General features: G+C 44.6%; 21 protein-coding genes and 1 pseudogene. 4 read left to right on the top strand and 18 right to left on the bottom strand.

Translation table 11 applies throughout. From position 1 onward, the window contains the following. The first annotated feature begins 9 nt into the window (after nucleotides 1–9). The 3 genes from serB to M9189_RS04985 all read left to right on the top strand — a co-directional run bounded on the left by serB (nucleotide 10) and on the right by M9189_RS04985 (nucleotide 3006). Entirely contained in the window at nucleotides 10–1236 is a 1227-nt protein-coding gene (gene serB, locus M9189_RS04995; protein WP_250725079.1) for a phosphoserine phosphatase SerB, read from the top strand. A gap of 1 nt (nucleotide 1237) precedes the next feature. Continuing rightward, nucleotides 1238–2689 (top strand): aminoacyl-histidine dipeptidase, encoded by a 1452-nt coding sequence (locus tag M9189_RS04990; protein WP_250725077.1) that lies wholly within the window; start codon nucleotides 1238–1240, stop codon nucleotides 2687–2689. Nucleotides 2690–2811: 122 nt separating this feature from the next. Beyond that, entirely contained in the window at nucleotides 2812–3006 is a 195-nt protein-coding gene (locus M9189_RS04985; protein WP_250725075.1) for a hypothetical protein, read from the top strand. 48 nt (nucleotides 3007–3054) lie between these two features. Here M9189_RS04985 and M9189_RS04980 read toward each other — a convergent pair whose 3' ends face one another. The 9 genes from M9189_RS04980 to hemA form a co-directional block, all read right to left on the bottom strand. Beyond that, nucleotides 3055–4383: a hypothetical protein gene (locus tag M9189_RS04980; protein ID WP_250725073.1), complete on the bottom strand. Its 1329-nt coding sequence runs from the start codon at nucleotides 4381–4383 to the stop codon at nucleotides 3055–3057. Nucleotides 4384–4440: 57 nt separating this feature from the next. Further along, complete coding sequence (locus M9189_RS04975; RefSeq protein ID WP_250725072.1) at nucleotides 4441–4935, bottom strand: hypothetical protein; 495 nt, start codon at nucleotides 4933–4935, stop codon at nucleotides 4441–4443. 165 nt (nucleotides 4936–5100) lie between these two features. Continuing rightward, on the bottom strand, nucleotides 5101–5469 hold the full coding sequence (locus tag M9189_RS04970; RefSeq protein ID WP_250725071.1) for a hypothetical protein: 369 nt from the start codon (nucleotides 5467–5469) through the stop codon (nucleotides 5101–5103). Between the two features lie 16 nt (nucleotides 5470–5485). Continuing rightward, the gene (hemE, locus tag M9189_RS04965) at nucleotides 5486–6514 is read right to left on the bottom strand and encodes a uroporphyrinogen decarboxylase (RefSeq protein WP_250725070.1); all 1029 of its coding nucleotides are present in this window, start codon (nucleotides 6512–6514) and stop codon (nucleotides 5486–5488) included. Nucleotides 6515–6516: 2 nt separating this feature from the next. Beyond that, nucleotides 6517–7794 (bottom strand): glutamate-1-semialdehyde 2,1-aminomutase, encoded by a 1278-nt coding sequence (hemL, locus tag M9189_RS04960; RefSeq protein WP_250725069.1) that lies wholly within the window; start codon nucleotides 7792–7794, stop codon nucleotides 6517–6519. Continuing rightward, the gene (gene hemB, locus M9189_RS04955; RefSeq protein WP_250725068.1) at nucleotides 7791–8774 is read right to left on the bottom strand and encodes a porphobilinogen synthase; all 984 of its coding nucleotides are present in this window, start codon (nucleotides 8772–8774) and stop codon (nucleotides 7791–7793) included. The genes hemL and hemB overlap by 4 nt, the downstream gene beginning before the upstream one ends. 7 nt (nucleotides 8775–8781) lie before the next feature. Continuing rightward, entirely contained in the window at nucleotides 8782–9606 is an 825-nt protein-coding gene (locus M9189_RS04950; RefSeq protein ID WP_250725067.1) for a uroporphyrinogen-III synthase, read from the bottom strand. After that, nucleotides 9599–10525: a hydroxymethylbilane synthase gene (hemC, locus tag M9189_RS04945; protein WP_250725066.1), complete on the bottom strand. Its 927-nt coding sequence runs from the start codon at nucleotides 10523–10525 to the stop codon at nucleotides 9599–9601. Before hemC ends, M9189_RS04950 begins: the two co-directional genes overlap by 8 nt. Continuing rightward, nucleotides 10512–11774: a glutamyl-tRNA reductase gene (gene hemA / locus M9189_RS04940; RefSeq protein WP_250725065.1), complete on the bottom strand. Its 1263-nt coding sequence runs from the start codon at nucleotides 11772–11774 to the stop codon at nucleotides 10512–10514. The genes hemC and hemA overlap by 14 nt, the downstream gene beginning before the upstream one ends. A gap of 217 nt (nucleotides 11775–11991) precedes the next feature. Between hemA and M9189_RS04935 the strand changes: the two genes are divergently transcribed. Then, the gene (locus M9189_RS04935; protein WP_250725064.1) at nucleotides 11992–12894 is read left to right on the top strand and encodes a diaminopimelate dehydrogenase; all 903 of its coding nucleotides are present in this window, start codon (nucleotides 11992–11994) and stop codon (nucleotides 12892–12894) included. A gap of 53 nt (nucleotides 12895–12947) precedes the next feature. Here the strand turns inward: M9189_RS04935 and M9189_RS04930 are convergent, their stop codons facing one another. The 9 genes and pseudogenes from M9189_RS04930 to M9189_RS04890 all read right to left on the bottom strand — a co-directional run bounded on the left by M9189_RS04930 (nucleotide 12948) and on the right by M9189_RS04890 (nucleotide 23140). Then, nucleotides 12948–14165, bottom strand: a complete 1218-nt coding sequence (locus M9189_RS04930; RefSeq protein WP_250725063.1) for an acetate kinase — start codon at nucleotides 14163–14165, stop codon at nucleotides 12948–12950. A 49-nt stretch (nucleotides 14166–14214) separates the two neighbouring features. Beyond that, entirely contained in the window at nucleotides 14215–15171 is a 957-nt protein-coding gene (locus M9189_RS04925; RefSeq protein ID WP_250725062.1) for a 3-hydroxyacyl-CoA dehydrogenase family protein, read from the bottom strand. A 33-nt stretch (nucleotides 15172–15204) separates the two neighbouring features. After that, a complete protein-coding gene (gene pta, locus M9189_RS04920; protein ID WP_250725061.1) occupies nucleotides 15205–16209 on the bottom strand; it encodes a phosphate acetyltransferase in 1005 nt (334 codons plus the stop codon). Nucleotides 16210–16728: 519 nt separating this feature from the next. Continuing rightward, the gene (locus tag M9189_RS04915; protein ID WP_250725060.1) at nucleotides 16729–17379 is read right to left on the bottom strand and encodes an energy transducer TonB; all 651 of its coding nucleotides are present in this window, start codon (nucleotides 17377–17379) and stop codon (nucleotides 16729–16731) included. 353 nt (nucleotides 17380–17732) lie between these two features. Beyond that, a pseudogene (locus tag M9189_RS04910) lies at nucleotides 17733–19253 on the bottom strand (IS1182 family transposase); the annotation flags it as partial. 165 nt (nucleotides 19254–19418) lie between these two features. After that, nucleotides 19419–19691 (bottom strand): hypothetical protein, encoded by a 273-nt coding sequence (locus M9189_RS04905; protein ID WP_250725059.1) that lies wholly within the window; start codon nucleotides 19689–19691, stop codon nucleotides 19419–19421. A gap of 420 nt (nucleotides 19692–20111) precedes the next feature. Further along, nucleotides 20112–20894, bottom strand: a complete 783-nt coding sequence (locus M9189_RS04900) for an amidohydrolase (protein WP_250725058.1) — start codon at nucleotides 20892–20894, stop codon at nucleotides 20112–20114. Nucleotides 20895–20903: 9 nt separating this feature from the next. Beyond that, nucleotides 20904–21935: a DUF6340 family protein gene (locus tag M9189_RS04895; protein ID WP_250725057.1), complete on the bottom strand. Its 1032-nt coding sequence runs from the start codon at nucleotides 21933–21935 to the stop codon at nucleotides 20904–20906. A 41-nt stretch (nucleotides 21936–21976) separates the two neighbouring features. After that, nucleotides 21977–23140 (bottom strand): iron-containing alcohol dehydrogenase, encoded by a 1164-nt coding sequence (locus M9189_RS04890; protein WP_250725056.1) that lies wholly within the window; start codon nucleotides 23138–23140, stop codon nucleotides 21977–21979. Between the last annotated feature and the right edge of the window lie 104 nt (nucleotides 23141–23244).

The following is a 23244-nucleotide window of genomic DNA, read 5'->3' as shown; positions in this document are numbered from 1 at the left end:
TACACCACCATGTCCAAACAGAAAGAGATAGTTTTACTCAACGTACTGGGCGAGGATAAGCCTGGCGTAACCGCGACGTTAACTGAAATTCTTGCTGAACATAAGGTAAATATTCTGGATATCGGCCAAGCCGTAATTCACGAAGACCTGAGCCTGGGGATCCTGGTAGAAGTGCCGGATCAATCAGGCTCTTCGCCTATTCTGAAGGATATTCTTTTCAAGGCTCATGAGATGGGACTGAATGTCAAGTTCACCCCTATCTCTGAGAAACGTTATCAGGAATGGGTCGACAACCAAGGCAAGGAACGTTTTATAATTACCCTTATATCAAGAAAGCTGACTGCATTACAGCTTTCAAAGGTCACCCGTCTGATCTGTGATCAGGGCCTCAACATCGATGTGATAAGCCGTCTAAGTGGTCGTATTCCACTTGATGCTTCAGATAAATCTGAGGCCAAGAGTGTGGTCGAATTCTCGCTCAGAGGGACTCCTCACGACATAGAGACAATGAAGCGTGACTTCATCGCCATCTCAGGTGACACAGGCATAGATATAGCCTTCCAGGAGGATAATATCTACAGGCGTAATCGTCGCCTTGTATGCTTCGATATGGACTCTACCCTGATCCAGACTGAGGTTATCGACGAACTGGCCAGAAGGGCCGGAGTATACGAAAAGGTCAGTGCCATCACCGAGTCTGCTATGCGTGGTGATATCGACTTTCAAGAAAGTTTCAGACAAAGGGTAAGCCTGCTTGCCGGACTTGACGAATCGATCCTGAAAGAAGTTGCTGAAGTACTGCCTCTTACCGAAGGTGCCGAGCGTCTGTTTCGTACCCTCAAGAAATATGGTTACCGAACAGCAATCTTATCCGGGGGATTTACCTATTTCGGAAATTATCTCAAGAACAAGCTGGATATTGATTATGTCTTTGCCAACGAACTTGAGATTAAGGATGGCAAACTCACAGGAAGGCATGTAGGTGAGATAATAGACGGTGAAAAGAAAGCCGAACTGCTCAGACTTATTGCCTTTAAGGAGGATATACATCTTGAACAAGTTATTGCCGTCGGCGACGGATCCAACGACCTACCCATGCTCAAACTTGCCGGACTTGGCATTGCCTTCCACGCTAAACCCAAAGTAAAAGCATCTGCCAAACATTCCATCTCTACCATCGGATTGGATGCAATCCTATATCTGCTGGGCTTCAGAGACAGGGAAATAAACATGTAATATGAGCCAGCTAAAAGACTTAAAACCAACTGCAATATGGCATTATTTCGAAGAAATATGCCAAATTCCACGTCCTTCAAAGAAGGAGGAACAAATACTGGCATATCTGCTAAAATTTGCAGCAGACCACAAGCTGCCTGTAAAACAAGACAAGGCCGGTAATGTGCTTATCACAAAGCCGGCTACTGCCGGCTTTGAACACCTGCCAACTGTTGTATTACAATCACATGTCGACATGGTGTGCGAAAAGAACAGCGATACTGTTCACGATTTTCTTACAGACCCGATTCGGCCCGTGATTGACGGTGAATGGGTTAAGGCTAGCGGTACTACCCTCGGTGCTGACGATGGCATAGGTATGGCTGCACAGCTTGCACTTCTTGCTTCAGATGATATGCAGCACGGTCCTGTAGAATGCCTCTTTACTGTTGATGAAGAAACCGGACTAACCGGAGCCTTTGCTCTTGAGTCTGACCTTCTGACCGGAAAGTATCTGATCAATCTCGACTCTGAAGACGAAGGTGAGATATTTATCGGCTGCGCAGGAGGTATCGACTCCTTGGGTTATTTCACTCCATCATATGAAACGCCTGCTGCCGGAAGCTTTGCTTTCAAGGCAAGTGTTACCGGACTGAAGGGTGGTCACTCAGGTGAGGATATCAACAGGGGACTGGGTAATGCTATCAAGTTCCTTACCCGCTTCCTGCGTGAGGCAGCTATAAGGTACGAGTTCAGACCTGCAGCGATAACCGGTGGTAACCTGCGCAATGCTATCGCACGTGAGGCGTTCACCTGGGGCGTGGCACCTGCAAAATACAAGGAAGACCTGAGGGTGCTTTTCAACTGCATTGCTGCAGATCTGGAAGCTGAGTACAAGGATGTTGAACCAGGTATCAAGTGTCAGCTAGAATCTGCCGATATGCCTGAAAAGGTATTTACATCTGACTTCGCTGCAACTCTTATCAACACACTCTATGCCCTCCCACACGGTGTTATGGCAATGAGCCGTCAGATCGAGGGTCTTGTAGAAACTTCTACAAACCTGGCTTCAATCAAATTGATCAATGACCAGGTGGTGATCTCAACCAGCCAGAGAAGTTCGATAGAAAGTGCACGTGACAACATAGCTGCCATGGTTGAATCTATATTCGACATGGCCGGTGCTAATACAGTTCATTCTGACGGATACCCGGGATGGGCACCCAACAGGAAAAGTCCTATGCTTGCAGTGGCTATTGAGTCCTACAAGAGACTCTTTGGTATTGAACCCAAGGTAAAGGCTATCCATGCAGGACTTGAATGCGGTCTCTTCCTCAAGAAGTATCCGCACCTTGACATGATATCAATTGGTCCTACTGTCAGGGGGGCTCACTCACCCGATGAAAGGATACATATTCCAAGCGTCGAGAAATTCACAAAGTATCTGGGCGACATTCTGTTGCACTTAGCTTAATACATTATTAAATTCATAGGTTCACAAACTCCGAAATTATTCGGAGTTTGTGAACCTATTTGCCTTATCATTCGTATAGAATGATAGTTGCATATGTATCAAATCACTTAAATATATTAGAGATGGATAAAGTTGTTACTAAACACTTCCAATACACAGGATTGGACGACTATGACAGATCATTGGATGAACAGATGAATGACTTCATCTCAGAAAACGGCATTAAGCCTGAGCAAATCATTAATGTGAGTTATGCTGCTCATTCAAGCGGTGGTATCAACACCTATTCAGCATTACTGGTGTACAAAACTGCATAAAAGGGAAATAGTGATTAGGACGGAGGCTGCCCACAACGGCAGCCTTTTTTATTGTCCTTCAAGTGTCAGGATGGCCATGAAGCCTTCGGTCTCGGGTGGAGGTGTAAGGTGGAAGACTCCTGAATAAAACAGACCATGTCTTAGCTGGGGAGGATTGTTTCTAACCAGATTCTGCCATTCTGAAACCTTTAACCTTTTGATAATCCATGAGCCACCAGACTGTGGGGAGATCTTATCAGCCAGTCTTAGATTGACAAGCCCCATTGTGTAGCGCAGGTTTATCTCTATGGCCGGATGAAGCTTAACCTGCCCATCCTTGTTTCGATATATCAGGGCATCAATGCCCACGGGGCCGTGGTATCTATGATGCAGGTCGATGCTCTGTAGTCCTCTTAATAAAAGCGATATTGCTTGTTCCACAGCTTCATCAAATGGAAAGCCTTCAGGTACAACTACCTTACGTGGGTTGACCAGGCAACGTTCAAATTGTCCGGCAGGATCTGTATTAAACAGGTTGATACCTCTAAACTCAATGCCATCAGGGCCAGACCAATAGTGAAATGAAAGGTCGAGAAGCTTGTCGAGCATGGGTTCGGCTAGCAATGCTCCATGCTGCCTGAGCTTGCCCAGCACCCAGGAATTACCGGCGGCATTTTCAGCCCGACTGCGAATACGAAACAGGCCCCTGCCCGATGCGCTCCATGGGGTCTTGAGCAGCAGGGGAAGCTCCTCCTCTGCCTCTGCACGTCTTAGTTCATCTAAAGTCCTTATCTCTATTGGGATTGAAGGTATCTCAATGAGCGATAGGCTCTTTGCCTCTTCGTATATTGCACCTAGTAGTTCGTTGCAGGTAAAGCGACTCAACAGAAGTTTGTGGTCCTCCTTCCATTCAGCCATAGGGTGATCCCAATTGGAAGCTTTGAAGGGCTCCAATTTACGGTGAACTGCAGGACTCCAGCCCCAGGGGTGCAGTTCTATGCCACTCCCTGCACTAAGACATGCTCGGTTTTTCCGTAGGTGACTTATATCATCCGCTGCCAGGGTCTCCTCAGCGCAATCCTCAGGAAGATTAGCAGCTCCTTTGGTATCTCCGTACAAAACGCTACTTGTTCCTATATTCCGGATTGAATCAGCACCCCCTTCTGAAAACAATAAGAATTGGGGTGGCTGGACACCCCAATTCCTTATTGTATCGATAAAGTCTGCGGAACATCCCTTTTCCGTAATTACTATATCTTCGGCTGAAGCCAGCCACATGGGAATAAGACTCAATTCTTTTTCAAAATCACGCAAATTCCTTGGTGGCGTATAGGTACGTGAACCGTTTAACACAGCCATCTCGCATGTGGGATTGAAGTAGAATAGTCTTGAAGCCATGTTTATCCGTTATTGCACAAAAGTACAAATTTCGGATGCCTCTCCCACTATGTCGGACTATCTGTTGCTTGCTGCTATCTGTTCATTTGTCATAACAGCCCACTTCTCTGCAATCTGCAACTCGTTGCCCAACACTATACCGTCAACTTCAGAATCGTAAATACGCAACTCGATAGTAGGAGAATTACCGTTGTTTGGTTCAAGCACCAAAGTGATTTTCTCTATCACCCTAAGATTGCTAGCTTTTCCTTCACCTGAGCGGGATGTAATATTGACTCTGCTTAGCTTCACAGTGTTCAGGTCTACTACTGTTTCCTTCTTGAGGTTTTCACTACTTGTAGCAAATAAGAGCTTGTTGCCATCCTTGCTAAGTCCCATAATATTATGGTTCCAAAACTCGGTCTGCGAAATCGTGCAACTGTTCTTCTGAGCTAGTTCTATTAAGCTAGCCGTAAGTGCTTTCTTAATCTTTCCTTTAGCTCCACCTCCAAAAACAAAGAAGGGTACAATAAAAAGGGCTACAATAACTATAATAAATATAATACTGTTCATTCTATCCTGTTTTTAAGTTTTGTAAAATATTCGGACACAAGCTTATAATATGGCCGCATCATAATCAGACCATATAAGTATGAGAGGGACGACTTTAGGTCGACCGTCGCTACTTTACCTGTATGTGTTGTCAATTGACATTACTGCCATGGAAACAGGAAAGAATCAAAGATGGTAGTGAAAGGGATATAAAATATCCGATATTCTTGGAGTTATAAGGATTAGCGAGTATCTCCCTATATAATTTGAGACTTTGTTAACTACAATCTCATCAGCATCTGCAGAATGCACTGAGAATGCTTTCTGTACAAGCTTGATTGAGATGGGTCTGACATTCTTAAGGTCAGCATCCTTCTGCTGCAGATTGCCTACATATAGCGATGGACTTAAGCTTGGTGCAACAAACCTGCTTTCAGTATTCTTATCATGCACTACTGGGTAATGCACAGACATACTTGCATGCCCGTATATCCCCATAGTGAGGAGATACAGCAACAGCATCTGAAAGGCCATATCTTTGACTACCTTAAGCATAGCGCAAATATAGCAATTACTTTGACCAGTCTGTGTTTTTCACCCAATCAGTCATGTATTTGGCATTCTCATAAGGAGTATCTGGAAGGAAACCGTGGCCAAGATTGAGTATCCACCTTGGATTCTCAGCAAAGAAAGTTTTTAGATTCTCCAGTTCATCGGCAATAAGCTCTTGATCTGCATAGAGTAACCTTGGATCTATATTGCCTTGCAGGCCCACCTCGGGGTGGACCATCTTCCTTGCATGTACCAAAGGCATCTGCCAGTCTATGCTTACCATATCACACAACTCGGGAGTGATATATTGCAATCCGGTACCAAATCCCTTGGGAAAGAAAATAAAGGGTATTCCTTCAGCTCTGACGGCATTTGCAATCCTCTGAACTGCAGGCATAAACAGTTCCATGTACATCTCAACGGGAAGCAGTCCTGCATGGGTCTCAAACAGTTGAAAGATCTCTATTCCATGTTCTATCTGCTTGCGGGCATAGTGGACAGACAACTCTGTAACTGCATCAATCAGCTTCTGCGCCTCTGCCTTGTATCTGTATAAAAACTTCACTGCATCAGGAAAATTACCATTGCTGCTAATCCCCTGAAGCATATAGCAAAGGGTGGTTAGCGGAGCACCACAAAAACCAATCAATGGGATATCAGCAGGTCTCAGTCTGATAACCTCATCAATCACTTCGTAAATATACTCTAGTTTAGCAGGATCAGGCTGCAGACGGCTCACTGGAGACGGGAAACTGCTTAAGGGTTCAGGAAATACAGGTCCCTTATCAGTCCAATTTAATTCCATACCCATAGCTACTGGTATTACAAGGATATCAGAAAAGAGGATTGCAGCATCCACTCCCAGGTCATACACAGGCATAAGGGTAACCTTTGCACCAAGAGACTTGTCTGCCATCATTTCCCTGAAGCTGTGCTTAACCCTTAGTGCATTGTAATTGGGCAGTACTCGCCCCGCCTGGCGCATAAACCACATTGGAGGGCGTTTGTGAGCCTTCCCTTGTATTGTATCGAGTAATATTGAGTTCATAGTTAGTTTTTAAAGCACTCTACAGCCTTATCTATATCCTCGTCAGTATGAGCTGTAGAGATAAAGGTAGCCTCAAACTGTGACGGAGCAAAATAGACTCCCGCCTGCAAGGCCTTATTGAAATGCCTTGCATATCTGTCGGTATCAGAAGTCATGGCATCAGCAAATGAACAGACTTCAGAAGCTGAAGTGAAGAACAAGGTAAGCATAGAACCGACACGGTTGATTACTCCCTTTGTACCGGTTTCAGCCAGCTTCTCTCTCAGTCCGGCTTCCATCCTTGCGGCCTTCCTATCCAGCTCCTTATAGATACCTGGTTCATTCTTAAGAATCTTTAATGCAGCGATGCCGGCTGACATTGCCAGTGGATTTCCGCTAAGTGTACCTGCCTGATAAACTGGCCCTTCAGGAGCAAGCATATCCATTATATCCTTCCTTCCTCCATAGGCCCCTACCGGCAATCCACCACCTATGATCTTACCCATAGTTGTAAGGTCCGGCATAATGCCATAGAGTTCCTGGGCACCTCCGGGCGCTACACGGAACCCACTTATCACCTCATCAAAGATCAGCAAGGCTCCATACTTGCTTGTCAGTTCCCTAAGTCCTTGCAAAAAGCCCTGTTTTGGCAGGATCACTCCCATATTTCCGGGAATAGGTTCCACGATAACAGCTGCTATATCCTTACCGTATGCATCAAAGAGTTTACTGACTGACTCAAGGTCATTATACTCGGCAGTTAGGGTGTCCTTTGCAACGGACTCTGTAACTCCCGGACTGCCGGGTATACCAAGGGTCAATACTCCTGAACCGGCTTTGATGAGAAAACTGTCTGCATGGCCGTGGAAGCAACCGGTAAATTTAATCACCTTGCTGCGTCCTGTATAAGCTCTGGCCAACCTCAGCGCACTCATAGTAGCCTCAGTTCCCGAGTTTACCATACGCACCTTTTCAACTGACGGGACCATCGATATTATCAGTTCGGCCATCTCATTCTCATACAGAGTAGGTGCACCGTAACTGGTACCCTTTTCAGCTGCTTTCCTGACAGCTTCAACTATCTCCTCACGGGCATGTCCAAGTATCATAGGTCCCCAGGAAGCTACAAAATCTATGTAGCAGTTTCCGTCAATATCCCATACCTTGCTGCCTTTTGCCTCACTAATAAACAAGGGATTGCCCCCTACACTCTTAAAGGCTCTTACAGGGGAGTTAACTCCACCCGGTATAAGTTCCTTAGCCTTGCTGAAAGCTTCTATACTCCTGCTTATATTGTTCATTTCTTTGCTCTTTTCAATAAACCAAATTCCTTGGCATGGTAGGTGATTATCACATCAGCCCCTGCCCTCTTGATTGAAGTTAGTATCTCGTTTATTATTCTACTTTCGTCAATCCATCCGTTTGCAGCAGCGGCCTTAACCATGGAGAACTCACCACTAACGTTATAAGCGACCAACGGCATATTATAGTTGTCTTTTACCCTGCGTATCACATCCAGGTAGCTGAGGGCAGGTTTAACCATTACCATATCGGCACCTTCAGCAATGTCCTCCTCCACTTCGCGCAGTGCCTCATTGCCATTGGCCGGATCCATCTGATAGGTTCTGCGGTTGCCAAACTTAGGCGCACTCTCGGCTGCATCCCTGAAGGGACCGTAGAAAGCTGAAGCAAATTTGGCCGAATAGGCCATTATTGGGGTGTTGGAAAATCCGTTTTCATCAAGCATTTCCCGTATTGCAGCCACCCTTCCGTCCATCATATCGCTCGGTGCAATAATATCAGCCCCTGCACGTGCCAGGGTAAGAGATTGCTCACTTAAAGTTTTAAGGGTTAGGTCGTTGTTTACATCTCCGTCGATTATAGTACCACAATGTCCGTGGGTAGTATATTCGCAGTTGCATACGTCCGCAACAATAAGCAGGTTATTGATCTCCTTTCTCAGCGCCCTTATTGCCCGTGGTACAATTGCATCCTCATGGCAAGCTACTTCACCCGTTTCATCCTTATGCTCAGGAATACCAAAGAGCAAAATCTTGTTGATACCTGCCTTCTCAACAAGATCCTTTACCTCTTCCACCAGCAGGTCAACCGACCACTGATAGTTTCCCGGCATTGAGTTTATCGGGTTCTTCACCCCGGTACCCGGACATACGAAATACGGCATTATCAGGTCATCGCAGTCCACTTCAGTCTCACGCACCATGGCGCGAAATATCTCATTTTGCCTTAAACGACGAAGTCTTGTTACAGGAAAAGCCATTTCTCTATTATTTTGAAGTTCCTTTAATATAGTCCACAATAGATTCCGCCAGAGCTTTAAAGCTCTGGACCGCAGATTCGATAACCGGTTCACCGCCATAACTGCAGACTGCAGCCGAAGTCACCTTGCCAATTGTTGCAAAGCGTGGCACACCAAAACCTTTTCCTGTGCCATAACTTAGCTGCGATGAAGGCAGGAGGTCTGTTGCTGATCTTGTCACCTTAGCCTCACTACTCAGTTCATCCATCAGATTATGAACAGCCGAAGGACTTGCAACGGCTACCAGAGTATAATTATCGTCAATGATTTGTCTCACCGCATCACGGTTTATCGAAGCTGGTTTTGATGTGCTGTACACCTCTACCCTCTTGATTGTCACCTGTCCCTCACAAGCCTTTGTAATAACATCCTCAACATCCCTGGAGGCCAGGTCTCCCACAGCCAGAAGCAGCCTGTCACCTGCATTTAGCTGAGGCAGCAGTTCCATGGCAAAGATCCTGCCTGTCTTACCGCTACCGGTAAAGTTGGCACTAACTCCAAAATCAGCTAATGCTGCGCCAGTCAAAGGGCCTATAACTGCAATCTTTTGTCCGGAGAGTTGCTGTTGTGTAGCAAACCAAGACTTTACCCCATTTCGGCTTGTAAAGATGAGCCAGTTGTATTCCTTTGGATTGACATTAGGCTCTGGGTTTCGAAAATGTATCTCGGTCATGGGAGCCTCGACGAGTGCCATCCCTCCTTGCTGTATTATATCAGCAAACTCATCTCCATCCGGCCCGGTTTTAAAAGTCCGGATCACAACCGGGACTCTATGCCGGTCCTCCTTATTCATTTCCGCGAATAATATTCAGGATTTCTTCTGCTCCATTTTCTAGCATCCTCTGTGCAAGCATAATGGCTTCCTCACTTGCTTCCTCCGGATTACATTCAAAGGAGTCTTTGATAAGTTTGGTACCATCCAGTGAAGCAACCATGGCATCCATCCTAAACCTGCCTTCCACTACGCTTGTATAGCAGGCAAGCGGGATCTGACAACCGCCTTCCATGGTTCTCAGGAAGGCCCTTTCGGCTACTATGGCCTGCCAGGTAGCAAAGTGGTTGATTAAGTCAACCAGTTCGTATATATCTTCATCATCCTCGCGCATCTCAATTGCTATGGCGCCCTGAGATACAGCAGGAAGTACAGTTTGCGGATCCAGATATTCAGTAATCAGATTGGACAAGCCCAGGCGTTCCATTCCGGCTCCTGCCACAACAATACCATCGCAGTGACCGTCTTGCATCTTTTGAATACGGGTATCGACATTGCCCCTGATATCAACCACAGTTAGGTGCGGGAATAAGGCAAGAAGCTGAGCCTTACGGCGAAGGCTTGAGGTGGCTACTTTGTCGTTAGCAGTAAGCTCTGATAACCTGCGACCGTCACGTGAGATAAAGGCATCGCGAACCTCACCACGTTCCAGCACCCCTCCAAGCATCAATCCTTCGGGCAGTTCGGTAGGCATATCCTTCAGACTATGCACTGCAATATCTATTTCACTATCAAGTAGCGCCTGTTCCAGTTCACGAGTAAACAAGCCCTTATCGCCTATTTTTGAAAGAGCAGTATCAAGTATCTTATCCCCTTTTGTATGGATTACAACAAGTTCTGTTTCAAGTTCCGGATGAACCTCTGATAGCTTTCTCCTCACCTCTTCAGCCTGCCACATTGCAAGCTTACTGCCACGTGTTCCGATCTTAATTTTGCTCATCGTTTTCTTCGTCAAAGAGTAGGTTAATAATGCTCACATACTCGGATTTCCGGCCGTTGTCGGTAAGCTCCTTAAGCCTTTTGACAAACTTGTTTTTCAGTTTTCTGGCTATAAAGCGGTTGTACTTCTCCAACTTAAGGTACTCGTCCTCGCTAATCATGCCCTTGACAGCAGTCAGTTCATCGTCAAGGATAGCAACTATCCTCTTATTGATACTGCTTATTGCCGGTGAAAGGCTTTGCTCGTCGAGCCACTGACCGAACTCCTCAACCTTGCGGTCTACTATGTCCTGAGCAACTGATATATATTCCTGTTTACGTTCTTCGTTCATTGCAACGACCTCTTCCAGATCGTCCACGTTGAAAAGGGTTACTGAAGGTATTGTGCTCACATCATCGTCAATATTGCGAGGCACCCCAAGGTCTATCATCACTACCTTCTCATGCCCGTTCATAGCGGGCATGACTCTGGCAGCATCAAGCAGTGGTTCCTTGCAGCTTATCGAACTGACAATTATCTCCGCATCATGGATTCCATTGAACATATCGCCGAATGGCAATACTCTGGCACCAAAACTTTGAGCAAGTTCGACTGCCTTCTCCTCCGTGCGATTGCTGATTGTAATATTTCGACACCCCTTCTTTGCAAAGTTTCTGAGAACCAGTTCACCAGTATCCCCGGCACCAATTATCAGGATATTGCGCTCTGTAAGGTCGGGAAACAGTTCTGCACACTTAGTGACGGCGGCATAGCTAACCGAATGTGCACCACGGTTAAAGGGAGTCTCTACCCTTACCTGCTTGGAGCATTCGAGGGCTTTTGTAAACAGGCGGTGGAAGACCTTGCCGACCGCCCCGCGGGCGTCGGCATCATTGTATGCGCCCTTGACCTGGGACACAATTTGGTATTCGCCAAGAATCATGGAGTCAAGACCAGCAACAACGCTGAAAAGATGTTTTACCGCATCAGTATGGAATTTCTGAAACAGATAGGGATCCAGGTCACCGTCGATTCCCTTTGTTTCGGCAAGAACCCTCTTGATGTTTTTGGCAGCACCTGCACTGCATATCTCGTTGGCCACGAAGTAAACCTCTGACCTGTTGCAGGTCGAAAGAAACACAAGTTCCTTAAAGAAACCCGTGCCAATGAGGGCTTCACTTACCGCATCAAGCTCATCGGCTGCAAAAGCCAGTTTTTCACGGATATTTACCGGTGCAGACTTATGACTGATCCCTAAAACTCCTATCATGATAAACTTTCCCCTGTTAACAAGCTGACACCCTGGTTCAATACACTCTGCTTACGGCGCTTGAACGCCCGGGTCTGTAGAAAATTCAAACCTTAAAAATAAGCATTTTTGGTGAGCCCTACCTTGTTAATGTTGCTATTATTTACCCCAAATGTTCAAACCGGGATTTAAACTTTTTTAAATTTGTCCCTCAATCAATCCAAAAACATCCTAATCTATGAACAAGATCAGAGTAGCTGTAGTTGGCTATGGAAACATAGGTCGCTATTCAATTGATGCGGTAAATGCCGCGCCCGACATGGAACTGGCGGGAATAGTCCGTCGCTCAGTAGCGGCTGAGATGCCGGCAGAACTGGAGCATGTAAAAGTGGTGAGTGATATTTCCGAATTAGGCAAGGTTGACGTAGCCGTGCTTTGCTCACCTTCCAGAAGCATCCCGGAGGTGGCCTCAAAGATCCTCTCCAAAGGAATTTCAACAGTTGACAGTTTCGACATACACGGCGATGCGCTGATGAAACTTCGCAGTGACCTTGACGAACTAAGCAAAAAACATAAGGCGGCTTCTATTATTTCTGCCGGCTGGGATCCTGGTTCCGACTCTGTGGTTCGATGCCTTCTGAAAGCTATGGCTCCCAAAGGCATTACCTACACTAACTTCGGTCCCGGAATGAGCATGGGACACTCTGTTGTTGCCAAAGGCAAGAAAGGTGTAAAGGACGCCCTCTCAATGACAATTCCAGTAGGTACCGGAATTCACCGCAGGATGGTTTACGTTGAACTCGAACCAGGTGCCAATTTTGAGGCTGTAAAAAATGAAATAAAATCCGACTCATACTTCTGCCATGACGAGACCCATGTTATGCTGGTACCCAGTGTCGATGAACTGAAGGATATGGGACACGGTGTGCTTATTGAGCACAAGGGTGTTTCAGGAAAGACACAAAATCAGCTGTTTGAATTCAGGATGAAGATCAATAACCCCGCTCTGACAGCTCAGATACTTGTATCATGCGCCCGTGCAGTACTAAGGCAAAGGCCCGGTGCCTATACAATGCCCGAAATTGCACCAATCGACTACCTGTATGGTGATAGGGAAATCATACTAAGGGGTTTGGTTTAAAATAAAAAGGGGCGCTGCAAAGCACCCCTTTTTGCTCATAGTCAAAATTAAAACTATTTCCTCACCAGTTCCTCTACAATTTGCATTGTATCCTGAGCGATTACAAGTTCCTCGTTGGTTGGAACAACCATTACCTTAACCTTTGCTCCATCCTTAGAGATCACAGCTTCCTTGCTTCTGAGTTTCTTGTTCTTTGCAGGATCCACTTCAACACCGATAAACTCAAGTCCTTGGCAGATTGAAGCACGAGTATCGTCTCCATTCTCACCCACGCCACCGGTAAAGATAACCACGTCAACACCACCCATTGCAGCAGCGTAGCTTCCTATATATTTCTTAACCCTGTAGGTGTACATTTCCATACCGATCTTGGCCAGCTCGTCACCCTTCTCGATGGCGGACTCAATCTCACGCATGTCAGAAGAGATACCGGTTACACCCAACATACCACTGTGCTTGTTGAACAATACACTGGCCGACTTGGTGCCGATCATTTCCTTTTCCATGATATAGGTAACAGCGCCCACATCAAGGTCACCGCTGCGGGTACCCATCATCAGACCTTCAAGCGGGGTAAAACCCATTGAAGTATCGATAGACTTACCTCCCATGATGGCTGCTATTGAAGCACCATTACCAAGGTGGCAGGATATAATGCGCAGGTTTGCATAGTCCTCATTCAGGATTTCGGCAGCCCTTTTACTAACATAGCGGTGGCTTGTTCCGTGAAATCCGTAGCGACGCACACCATATTTCTTGTACAGTGAGTTGGGTATGGCATACATATACGCATGCTTAGGCATGGTCTGGTGGAAGGCTGTGTCGAAGACACCCACCTGAGGCACATGCGGCAGCAATGACGATATAGCGAAGATACCCTTGAGGTTCGGCGGATTATGCAATGGGGCAAGCTCGATACAATCCTTCATCTTAGTAATCACCTCATCAGTGATGAATACACTTGAGTTGAAGGTCTCACCTCCGTGTACAACACGGTGTCCTACAGCATCAATCTCTTCAAGGCTTTTGATACAGCCGTGGCGTTCGCTGGTCATTACACCAAGTATGTAGTCGATACCTGTTGCATGGTCCATGATTTCACCTTCGAGCAGTACCTTTTCTCCGTTTTCCTTTTCGTGTTTGAGGAAGGAACCCTTAAGACCTACCTTTTCGACCCCTCCCTTGGCCATGACACTCCAGTTGTTGGAGTCCATGTTAAAAAGCTGGTACTTAATGGATGAACTTCCGCAGTTCATTACTAATATTTTCATTTTAAACTGTCTTCTGTGTATTGATAATAAGTTCCTTTCTGAAGGCTGATCAGCTCAAGCGGCGGCCTTCGCTGTCATATCTATAGAAACCTTCGCCTGTCTGTACTCCAAGTCTTTTGGCTCTAACCATTCTCTTGATAATCGGAGCAGCCTTGTACTTAGAATCGCCAAACTCTTCAAAAAGGTTATCCATCCATTTAATGACTTTGTTCAGACCAATAATATCAGCCATGTGGAAAGGTCCGAATCTCATACCGAGACCTATTACCATGGTCTTGTCTATATCCTCCATTTTTGCAACGCCTTCCATAAGGGCCTGACATGCCTCATTGAGCAGGGTCACATAGAGGCGCACACTGATCAGACCTGCTGATTCCTCAACCGGGATTACATCCCTGTTGATCAGTTTCACGAAGGTGCATACCTTGTTGTATACGTCATCGGTAGTATAAAGTCCCTTTACAACCTCAATGATCTTAGCTTCAGAGGATGTAACAAAGAAGTGCAGGCTTACGCATCTGTCGCGGTAAACCAGTTCGGAAGCCAATTCAGAGATTACTATGGTTGTTGCGTTGGTTGCAATGATTGCATCGCGGTCAACTACTGCCTCGATAGCCTTGAAAACCTCTTTGCGTTGGTCAATGCTGCGACGTCCTGTCTTCTCATCCGAACGGATGGCCTCAATAACGAAGTCGCAACCTGCCAGATCCTTGTAATCAAGGGACCCGCGGATGCGACTCATAATTGCTCTCTTTTCACTAACTGTCAAACCCCAGTTTTCAATACGCTGATCAAGCTCCTTACTGATACCCTGGATTGCACTTTCGATCTTCTCGAGGCTGAGTTCAATAAAGACAACCTCCATACCATGCCAGGATGCTATTCTGGCAATGCTATGTCCTTCTTTACCGCAACCCACAACACCGATCTTGGAGAAAAGCGTCTTCTCGCGCTTCTTATTGCTCAGTGCATATTTCTCAATGGGTTCAACTACTATTTCTGCCATTTATCTATATATGTTTTGTTTATGTCTCTCTGCTTATTTCAAGCCTAAAGCCTGATTGCAAGTAATTACTACCAGGTTGACGATGTCGCTGACCGAACAACCTCTTGAAAGGTCGTTGATAGGTGCTGCCATACCTTGCAGGATGGGGCCGATAGCCTCAGCATGTGCAAGGCGCTGAACCAGCTTGTAGCAAATATTTCCTGATTGAAGATCAGGGAATACAAGGACGTTGGCTTTACCTGCGATTTTGCTTCCAGGAGCCTTCTTTTTGCCAATTGCTTCGATTATCGAAGCATCAGCCTGCAATTCACCATCTATCATCAGATCAGGACGCATTGCCTTTGCCTTTTCTGTTGCCTCAACAACCTTGTCAACAAGAGCGTGCTTTGCACTACCCTTGGTAGAAAAGCTCAGCAATGAGACGCGGGGATCGATACCTGCTATGCTTTTTGCAGTGATAGCAGAAGATACGGCAATTTCTGCAAGTTGTAAAGCATCCGGATCAGGATTTACAGCACAGTCGGCAAATATCATAATGCCGTTGTCACCAAATTCCTTATCCTTAAGAATCATAATAAAAGCACCGGAAACTACACTGATGCCCGGAAGAGTCTTTACAATCTGGAATGCAGGACGCAGTACGTCACCAGTAGCATTTTCAGCACCGGAAACCTCACCATCAGCATCGCCATTCTTGATCATCAGGGGGCCAAGATACAGAGGATCCCTCACCAGTCTGGCAGCCTGTTCCATTGTCAGGCCTTTGTTCTTACGCAGTTCATACAGAAACTGGGTATAAGCCTCAAGTTTTTCGTGGTTGTCTGGATCAACAATTTTAGCCTTATCAATATTCCTGAGGTCAAATGTAGTAGCCGACTTTTTGATATCATCGGGGTTACCTATAAGGATGATTTCAGCAAAACCTTCAGCTAAAATCACATCAGCAGCTTTAAGCGTACGCTCCTCCAGTCCCTCTGGCAATACTATCCTTGCCTTGCCTTCACGAGCCTTCGCTTTCAATCCTTCAATAAAATCCATTTATTCAGTAAATGTTTTAGTTAATACGAAACCGGTTCGACACCACTAAAGTGTTGCAAACTATACCGTTACAACAATCAGAAGCGAGATTTATTGGAGTCGCCAAGAGATTTAAACATTCATGGGATAGTTTGTCCGGGATTCAGGCGTCAAAATTAACCAAAAAATAAGGATTTGCACATATTAAAAAAGTCTATTAATGTATTATTATGCTTAAGCAGCTAAAAATCGTCGTGGAATGTAAAGCCTATATTTGCAGATCTTTCAGCTATATATCGGACAATCACATCCTAAAAGGTTAAATATTTCAAAAAAAGGTGCCTCGCTCGAGCGAGGCACCCGGGATTACAACATGGAAATGAAAAGCCTATGCAGAAGCCATTTCTCAGAAGTTGACAAAGGACCAAACTTACAAATTGAAAGCAAATGCCCTATAAACCAATTTTTCGTCGTAGGTCACCTCTGGGATTGGAATGCTGAAGTTAATTATTGACCAAGCATTAGCGGCCAAAAATAATGTTACCTGATTGGAGGAGTTCCCCTCTTGGTAGTAATTATAACAACCCCGTTTTTGCCCTCTTCACCAAAGCGTTTAACAGCCTCTTCCCCCTTCAGCACTCTGATTGACTGCACATTGTATGAAGGCAGGTGAACTCTGCTGCGTACTATCTTATTATCAAGCACAAAAAGCGGAGGATTTTTCTCAAGACCGTGGTTTATCAATGTTTCTGCAAATGCCTTTTCATCTTCAGTCAGGGAGAAAGAAACAGGTACCACCATTCTGGAATGCACCAATTGACCATTTTTCTTAGCAGGAGTCCATGACTGCATCAGTTCGACTACCCTTAGAGCCTCCATATCAAGAAGGGGTTCAACACCCGACTCAATTTTAGCATCCATCAGTTGTCCCTCACGAGTCACTACAAAAGAGACTGTGACTACTCCTTCAATTCCTTCCATCCAGGCATCATCAGGATATATTAAGTTCTCCCTGATAAAACGGTCAATTCGAGAAGGTTTGCCGTTAAACTTAGGTGCTTTATCCACCACTGTGTAAACTGAATCGTTTACTACAGAGTTGGGATTTTCTGCCATTACAAATGCCGGCAGCAAAGCGACTGACAACAGTGCAATCGCAATTTTGGATGAAGTGATAAATATCTTTCTCATGGCAACTAGGATTATGAGCTGGTTTATAAACTTTATGGCGCAATAATCATACCAAATCAGGGTGTAAGTTTCAATATTCTAGACACATTTAGGTATCATTGGACAGAACCTCCCCAGAAAGTTATGCATAGTAACAGAGGGAGAGCAAGTGACTGGTATTTGTTACAAAAAAAAGAGGTTGTCCAATTAAGGGCAACCTCTTTTTCAATTTAAGCAAGTTGATAAGAATAGATTTCGATTTTTAGATGAACATGTTTACGAAAATTCCATATTCCTTTTTGGATTTTTGCATATAGGGGTTCAAACAAGAAGAAAATTGCATTTTGGAGTACTGTTTTTGAAACACACGCACCTTTGCCTATGATTTTTCTTAAGTTATGAGCAATAGCTATCAGGCCAAACTCGATTTCAACTTTCTTAAGGCCTTTCAGTGTAAATCTGGTGAACTTGTTGTTGTGTTTTATTTGTCCAAACACTGCTTCCGGTTCTATTGGGCGTCTACTTCTGTGATATAGGCCCTGTTCACTTAATAGCTGTTCCCTGGCCTTCTTTTTTAGGATCCTTAACCTGTGATTGATCTCTATTATTCGATTACCGGTAGCTTGAAAACAAAGTCCGCGCAACGGGCATCCAGTACAGTTTTGCGCTTGATAACGTGTCACCTTTGATACATACCCATTCTCAGAAGTCACTTTTCTTTCACCTTTATTGGTCATATGCTGTCCCATCGGGCATACATAATAATCTTCATGTTCGTTGTAATATAGGTTTTGGCTTAGAAATGCATTCTTTTTAAATGCTCTTTTCTGTTCTTTGTGGAAGTAGTTGTACTTGACAAAGTACTCTATATTATTTGCTTCCAGGTATTCATAATTCTCCTCGCTTCCGTAGCCGGCGTCTGCAACGACCGTAGAGCTATGACTTCCATATTGGTTTTTAAATCCCTCCAGATGACACTTTAATGTTCTTGTATCACCTGGGGTTTGATGGATACTGTAATGGGTAATAATCTGGTTCTCTGTACTAATCTGAGGATTATAAGCTGGTTTCAGCTGCCCATTCTTCATATGATCTTCTTTCATTCGCATGAAAGTAGCATCCTCGTCAGTCTTGCTAAAACTGTTGCGATCACCCAGAGTGTCAAGTTGCTTCTCGTATTTCTCCAACCGTGGCAGATGTTCCTCCTGTAATTGCTTTAGTTGCTTAGATGTGGACTTATTTGTATCCTTAAGCCTGGTGTTAAGCTCAGCTATTTTGCTTTTTAATAAATCTGAGTCTATTGATTGGGGCAAATCTTCTTTGTTGAGAGTTTTTGAGTCCTCTTTAATTTGACTATCAATATCTTTAAGAATACTCCTTATCCTTTCTTCCAGTTTTGCTTTGTTTTTCTCAACTGTGCCTCGCCATACAAAGGTGTACCTGTTTGAGGTAGCTTCTATTTTTGTTCCATCAACATACTGTACCTGAAGACTCACAAACCCCATACCATGCAGTAATCTAACTACTTCTGCAAAGATGGTCTTAATTTCTCCCTGCAAACGGGTACTCCTAAAATAATTGATTGTTCTAAAGTCTGGAACACAGCCCTTTGATAACCAGATAAAATGAATATTCTCTTGTAAAGCCTTTTCAATCTTTCTGCACGAAAATATGTTGTTTAAATAACTGTAGAACAGTATTTTAACCATCATTCTTGGATGAAAACTGCTAGCACCACCACCTTTGTATTTATTTAGTATAGATGTGATATCCAGTTGATCTACAACCTTATCAACCAGACGAACTGGATGGTCTGCTGGTATGCGATCCAAGAGGTTTTCAGGGAATAACTGAGCTTGATTGTTTGGAAGCTCTTTGAAAACAACTTTTTTCATTATGGATTGATTTATAGTATTAATATACTATATATCAATTATATAACCAACTTTTTCGAGAAAAAAATCAAACAAAAAAAGAGACTGCCTAATCTTTTTAGACAGCCTCCATAGGAAATTAACCGGTGATACGGTTTAACACAATGAAAGGAAAGAATAACGGAGTCACTTTTTGTCTTTATCCCTAAGTGCCTCAATCTTAGCCATCACCTCACGCAAGTTAGCAAACTTACTTTCTGTATCACCAACATTGGGTCCAGGTTTTATTTTGTCTTTGGATAGTGTTTTTCTACCTGATTTTGAATGTTTAACATCACCGAATGCTCCGGACTCGACTGTGTCTTCGATCCCCTCGTAATCACAGAAATCCAAATAACTCATCAACTCCTCGAAGAATGCCATCTTCTCCTCCGCCACTCTTACTCTGTAATTCTTCATACCTCGCAATTAAAAAGTAAACTCACTCAATATTCACGGGTCAAGGTTAATTGTATTAAAATTATATTCACTACAACTACATTTTGCTGCAAAACCTCAGCCAATCACTTCCACTATTACACTTGGGGGACTACCCAATTGCCTCACAGTAAGTTATGTCAAAAAACTCCATTAAAGCACCTCTTTGAATAAGCGCTTTATTTCAATTTATGATTTTTTAAATAAAAAAAGATTAAATCAGGGTGAAAGTTTATACTATATCGTTCCAAATTTTGATATGCGACAGATTAATAAGGACAAACACAAATAAATCATTGATTTAGACAAACTAAAATAGCAGCAGTTAAATAGGCTAAGATTCTGTTAAGTAGGAACAGAATTGATGTTTAATACAACAATAAACTGATGATTAGATTGTCTTTACAGGATATCAAACGGATCAGCATCCATCCATGCGGGAAACTTCTCCCGGAAACGTCGCAGCGATTCCAGACTGAAAGTCTGTTCCAGGAGTCCTTCATCTGAAGAGGAAGCTTCAGAAAGCACATTGCCCTTGTAGTCAATAAGTATTGAGCCTCCCGGATAGGTGCAAGCCGGATCCATACCAATCCGGTTTACTCCAGCCACATAGCACTGATTTTCAATAGCCCTGGCATTAAGAAGGGTAAACCAGACAGACTTTCGGTTTTCCGGCCAGTTAGCCGAATATAAAGCCAGGTCGTAGCTATTATTGACGTTGCGGTTCCACACGGGAAACCTCAGATCATAGCAGATAAAGGGGGCAATGCGCCATCCCTTTAATTCAAATATAGATTGTCCGAAACCCGGGGAATAGGTCTTGTGCTCATCCCCCATTCTGAATAGATGTCTTTTGTCGTAATGAACCATCTTTCCGGAAGGAAAGATGGCAACAAAGCGGTTGTAAAACCTGCCAGACTCCGGGAATGCGATAGATCCGGCAATCACAGCTCCGGTTTTTTCCGCCCAGGCTTTCATTTTATCCAAAGCTCGGCTACACACCACTTCATCGACTATCTTTGCCGGCTCCATAGTAAAGCCTGTATTAAACATTTCCGGAAGGACAATAATATCGCTCCTAAGCTCACGTTCAAGGATCAGTTTTTCAACCCTCTCATAGTTGGCTTCCGGATCTTCCCACGCAATATCATACTGCACTAGCGATATGTTCAGTTCCTCACTCACAGTCTAAATTTAATAACCCAATCCCACCTGTTCTTCCAGTTTTTTAGCCTCCTTGGCCCTCTTTACCAAATCATCGTAATACTCGAAAATTATAGTCTCATCCATAGTCCCGGACGCAGCCAGAAAGTGACCTCGATCTTTTACTATATCAACACTCTTCTTTGCCCAGGCAGCAGCCTCTTCGTAATCACCCCGTATCTCGTAAGACAGGGCAATATTGAAAGCACTCATAGCCTTTTGCTTCTTGTTGCCTTCCTCAAATACATAGTACCACACTCTGGCAGCCGACTCCCAGTTATTGGCCTTCACAAGGTCATCAGCCCTGCCGTATAAGTAGTGTCCGGACGAGAAGTAATATCTGTTTTTTTTCTCCCAGTATGGAACTATCCTGTCAGGATAATAGTCACCCATAAAATCTGCCAGTGAATACACAGTACTGCGTAGTGAGGGCATCTTTGGATCCTCCTTACTCTGAGGGCGTCCTTCATTGTCCCAGTATATAGAATCCCTCTGGAGGAAGACATCAAGCATCCCGCCATCGCGGTTATAAACCTTCCATAGAGCACTTCCTTGAGCATCCACGGTCAAATACAAGAAATTCTCAAACTGCAGGGTCGATGTAATAGTCTGGTAGCTAACCTGCTCAAGGGATATTACAACCTGAGCGTTGAAACTGTCAAGTAGTTCGTTGATTTGCTCCCTACTCAGAGATTGGCCGGCCTTACCATTGAGGACTTTGTAGAGCGGTTCGGGATACATATACACATTATCAAAGAACATCCTGTTATGCAGACTTTTGGTTGCAGCTTGCACAAGCCGATTCCCAAAGTCATCCACCCTGATAGAATCAACAATAAGAGTGTCAGCACCTGAGACAAACAGGTGAAGACTATCACCTGAGTAGGGATAGGAATTGTCCACAACGACTGCAGACAAGATTTCCGGGGGGATAGTAACCTCAGCTGGTCTCATCACATCCAGTGAAACGGTGGAAACCGATGTACAGGAATAGAATGCTATTGGCCCCAAGGCCAATAGCATCAATGTTCTTTTAATGGATCCCATGTAATTGCAAATAAGTTCTACAATGCTCTTCTGAGAATTTCTTCAACATCTGCCTGTTGAAGTTTTTTGATATTGCCCAGAGCACCGAAGATAGTAGCTTTCTTAGCCATTACGGGAATATGCTGGCCGTCGATATTGACGTCCTTGAGAGTGGCCGGCATTCCAAGGCTTGAGAAGAACTTCCTGATCTCTGCGATACCTAAGCGGGCTGCCTTCATATCATCAATCTCAGAAACTCCCCACACATTTCGGGCCATTTGTGCAAATCTCCAGGAATTTCTTTCATCTAAAACGTATTCCATCCATACAGGGAAGAGAATTGCCAGTCCAGCACCGTGTGTAAGGTCGTAAATAGCGCTCACTTCGTGCTCAATCATATGTGTAGCCCAGTCGCCTCCAGCCTTACCATAGCTGATCAAACCGTTGATAGCTAAAGTACCGGCCCACATCAGATTTGCACGTGCTTCATAGTTTTCCGGCTCTTCAACTGCAATGGGACCGTACTTGATACAGACCTTAAGCAGAGCTTCAGCCATATAGTCGGCTACTTCAACATCCTTGTCAACCGTGTAATAAGCCTCGAAAATGTGGCTCATAATATCGGTAGTTCCCGCTGCTGTGTGCCACTTGTTTACGCTGTAAGTGTAAACAGGGTCGAGCACAGAGAATACAGGACGCAGTGCCGGGTCGCCCATTGGACGCTTATCCTGAGTTTCTTCGTTGCTGATAACAGCGCTGCCATTCATTTCAGATCCTGTAGCTGCCAGGGTCAGGACAGAACCCAGTGGCAGCGGATCCTTAACAGTGGCCTTTCCAATCATAAAGTCCCATACATCTCCGTCATAGGTAACACCTGCAGCAATAGCCTTGGAAGCATCGATAACGCTACCGCCACCCACTGCAAGGATGAAGTCCACCTTGTGCTCACGGCAAAGGGCTATTCCCTCGCGAACAGAAGACACGCGGGGATTGGGCTGAATACCTCCGAGCTCTACATAAAAGATATCGTTCTGCTTAAACAGAGCGGTAAGCTTGTCGTACAGCCCTATACGTTTAATCGAACCTCCTCCATAGGTAATCAAAACCCTCTTACCATACCTTTTAACCTCCGGAATGATCTCTTCTAGCTTATCCTTACCGAAATAAATCGTGGTAGGAATGCTATACGTAAAATTTCTCATTGTGAATCAGTGTTTATTATTTACATATAAAAGTACTAAGATTTTCCCTTATGCGCACCCTCTGGGGCTATATTATCATTCTGATAACACCATAAGAAAGAGGC

The organism is Xiashengella succiniciproducens (assembly GCF_023674465.1).
GTDB classification, from domain to species: Bacteria; Bacteroidota; Bacteroidia; order Bacteroidales; family Marinilabiliaceae; genus Geofilum; species Geofilum succiniciproducens.
The sequence above is the reverse complement of the archived record's forward strand: the minus strand, read 5'-3'. Positions and strand labels throughout refer to the sequence as shown.

What these genes read in the sequence shown, in the direction of transcription:
- M9189_RS04925 (WP_250725062.1), bottom strand. Translation starts at nt 15,171, where the DNA reads ATGGCAGAAATAGTAGTTGAACCCATTGAGAAATATGCACTGAGCAAT.
- hemB (WP_250725068.1), bottom strand. Translation starts at nt 8,774, where the DNA reads ATGGCTTTTCCTGTAACAAGACTTCGTCGTTTAAGGCAAAATGAGATA.
- M9189_RS04890 (WP_250725056.1), bottom strand. Translation starts at nt 23,140, where the DNA reads ATGAGAAATTTTACGTATAGCATTCCTACCACGATTTATTTCGGTAAG.
- M9189_RS04950 (WP_250725067.1), bottom strand. Translation starts at nt 9,606, where the DNA reads ATGAATAAGGAGGACCGGCATAGAGTCCCGGTTGTGATCCGGACTTTT.
- M9189_RS04905 (WP_250725059.1), bottom strand. Translation starts at nt 19,691, where the DNA reads ATGAAGAATTACAGAGTAAGAGTGGCGGAGGAGAAGATGGCATTCTTC.
- M9189_RS04985 (WP_250725075.1), top strand. Translation starts at nt 2,812, where the DNA reads ATGGATAAAGTTGTTACTAAACACTTCCAATACACAGGATTGGACGAC.
- M9189_RS04980 (WP_250725073.1), bottom strand. Translation starts at nt 4,383, where the DNA reads ATGGCTTCAAGACTATTCTACTTCAATCCCACATGCGAGATGGCTGTG.
- serB (WP_250725079.1), top strand. Translation starts at nt 10, where the DNA reads ATGTCCAAACAGAAAGAGATAGTTTTACTCAACGTACTGGGCGAGGAT.
- M9189_RS04930 (WP_250725063.1), bottom strand. Translation starts at nt 14,165, where the DNA reads ATGAAAATATTAGTAATGAACTGCGGAAGTTCATCCATTAAGTACCAG.
- hemL (WP_250725069.1), bottom strand. Translation starts at nt 7,794, where the DNA reads ATGAACAATATAAGCAGGAGTATAGAAGCTTTCAGCAAGGCTAAGGAA.
- M9189_RS04895 (WP_250725057.1), bottom strand. Translation starts at nt 21,935, where the DNA reads ATGCTATTGGCCTTGGGGCCAATAGCATTCTATTCCTGTACATCGGTT.
- M9189_RS04915 (WP_250725060.1), bottom strand. Translation starts at nt 17,379, where the DNA reads ATGAGAAAGATATTTATCACTTCATCCAAAATTGCGATTGCACTGTTG.
- hemC (WP_250725066.1), bottom strand. Translation starts at nt 10,525, where the DNA reads ATGAGCAAAATTAAGATCGGAACACGTGGCAGTAAGCTTGCAATGTGG.
- M9189_RS04990 (WP_250725077.1), top strand. Translation starts at nt 1,238, where the DNA reads ATGAGCCAGCTAAAAGACTTAAAACCAACTGCAATATGGCATTATTTC.
- hemE (WP_250725070.1), bottom strand. Translation starts at nt 6,514, where the DNA reads ATGAACTCAATATTACTCGATACAATACAAGGGAAGGCTCACAAACGC.
- pta (WP_250725061.1), bottom strand. Translation starts at nt 16,209, where the DNA reads ATGGATTTTATTGAAGGATTGAAAGCGAAGGCTCGTGAAGGCAAGGCA.
- hemA (WP_250725065.1), bottom strand. Translation starts at nt 11,774, where the DNA reads ATGATAGGAGTTTTAGGGATCAGTCATAAGTCTGCACCGGTAAATATC.
- M9189_RS04970 (WP_250725071.1), bottom strand. Translation starts at nt 5,469, where the DNA reads ATGCTTAAGGTAGTCAAAGATATGGCCTTTCAGATGCTGTTGCTGTAT.
- M9189_RS04975 (WP_250725072.1), bottom strand. Translation starts at nt 4,935, where the DNA reads ATGAACAGTATTATATTTATTATAGTTATTGTAGCCCTTTTTATTGTA.
- M9189_RS04935 (WP_250725064.1), top strand. Translation starts at nt 11,992, where the DNA reads ATGAACAAGATCAGAGTAGCTGTAGTTGGCTATGGAAACATAGGTCGC.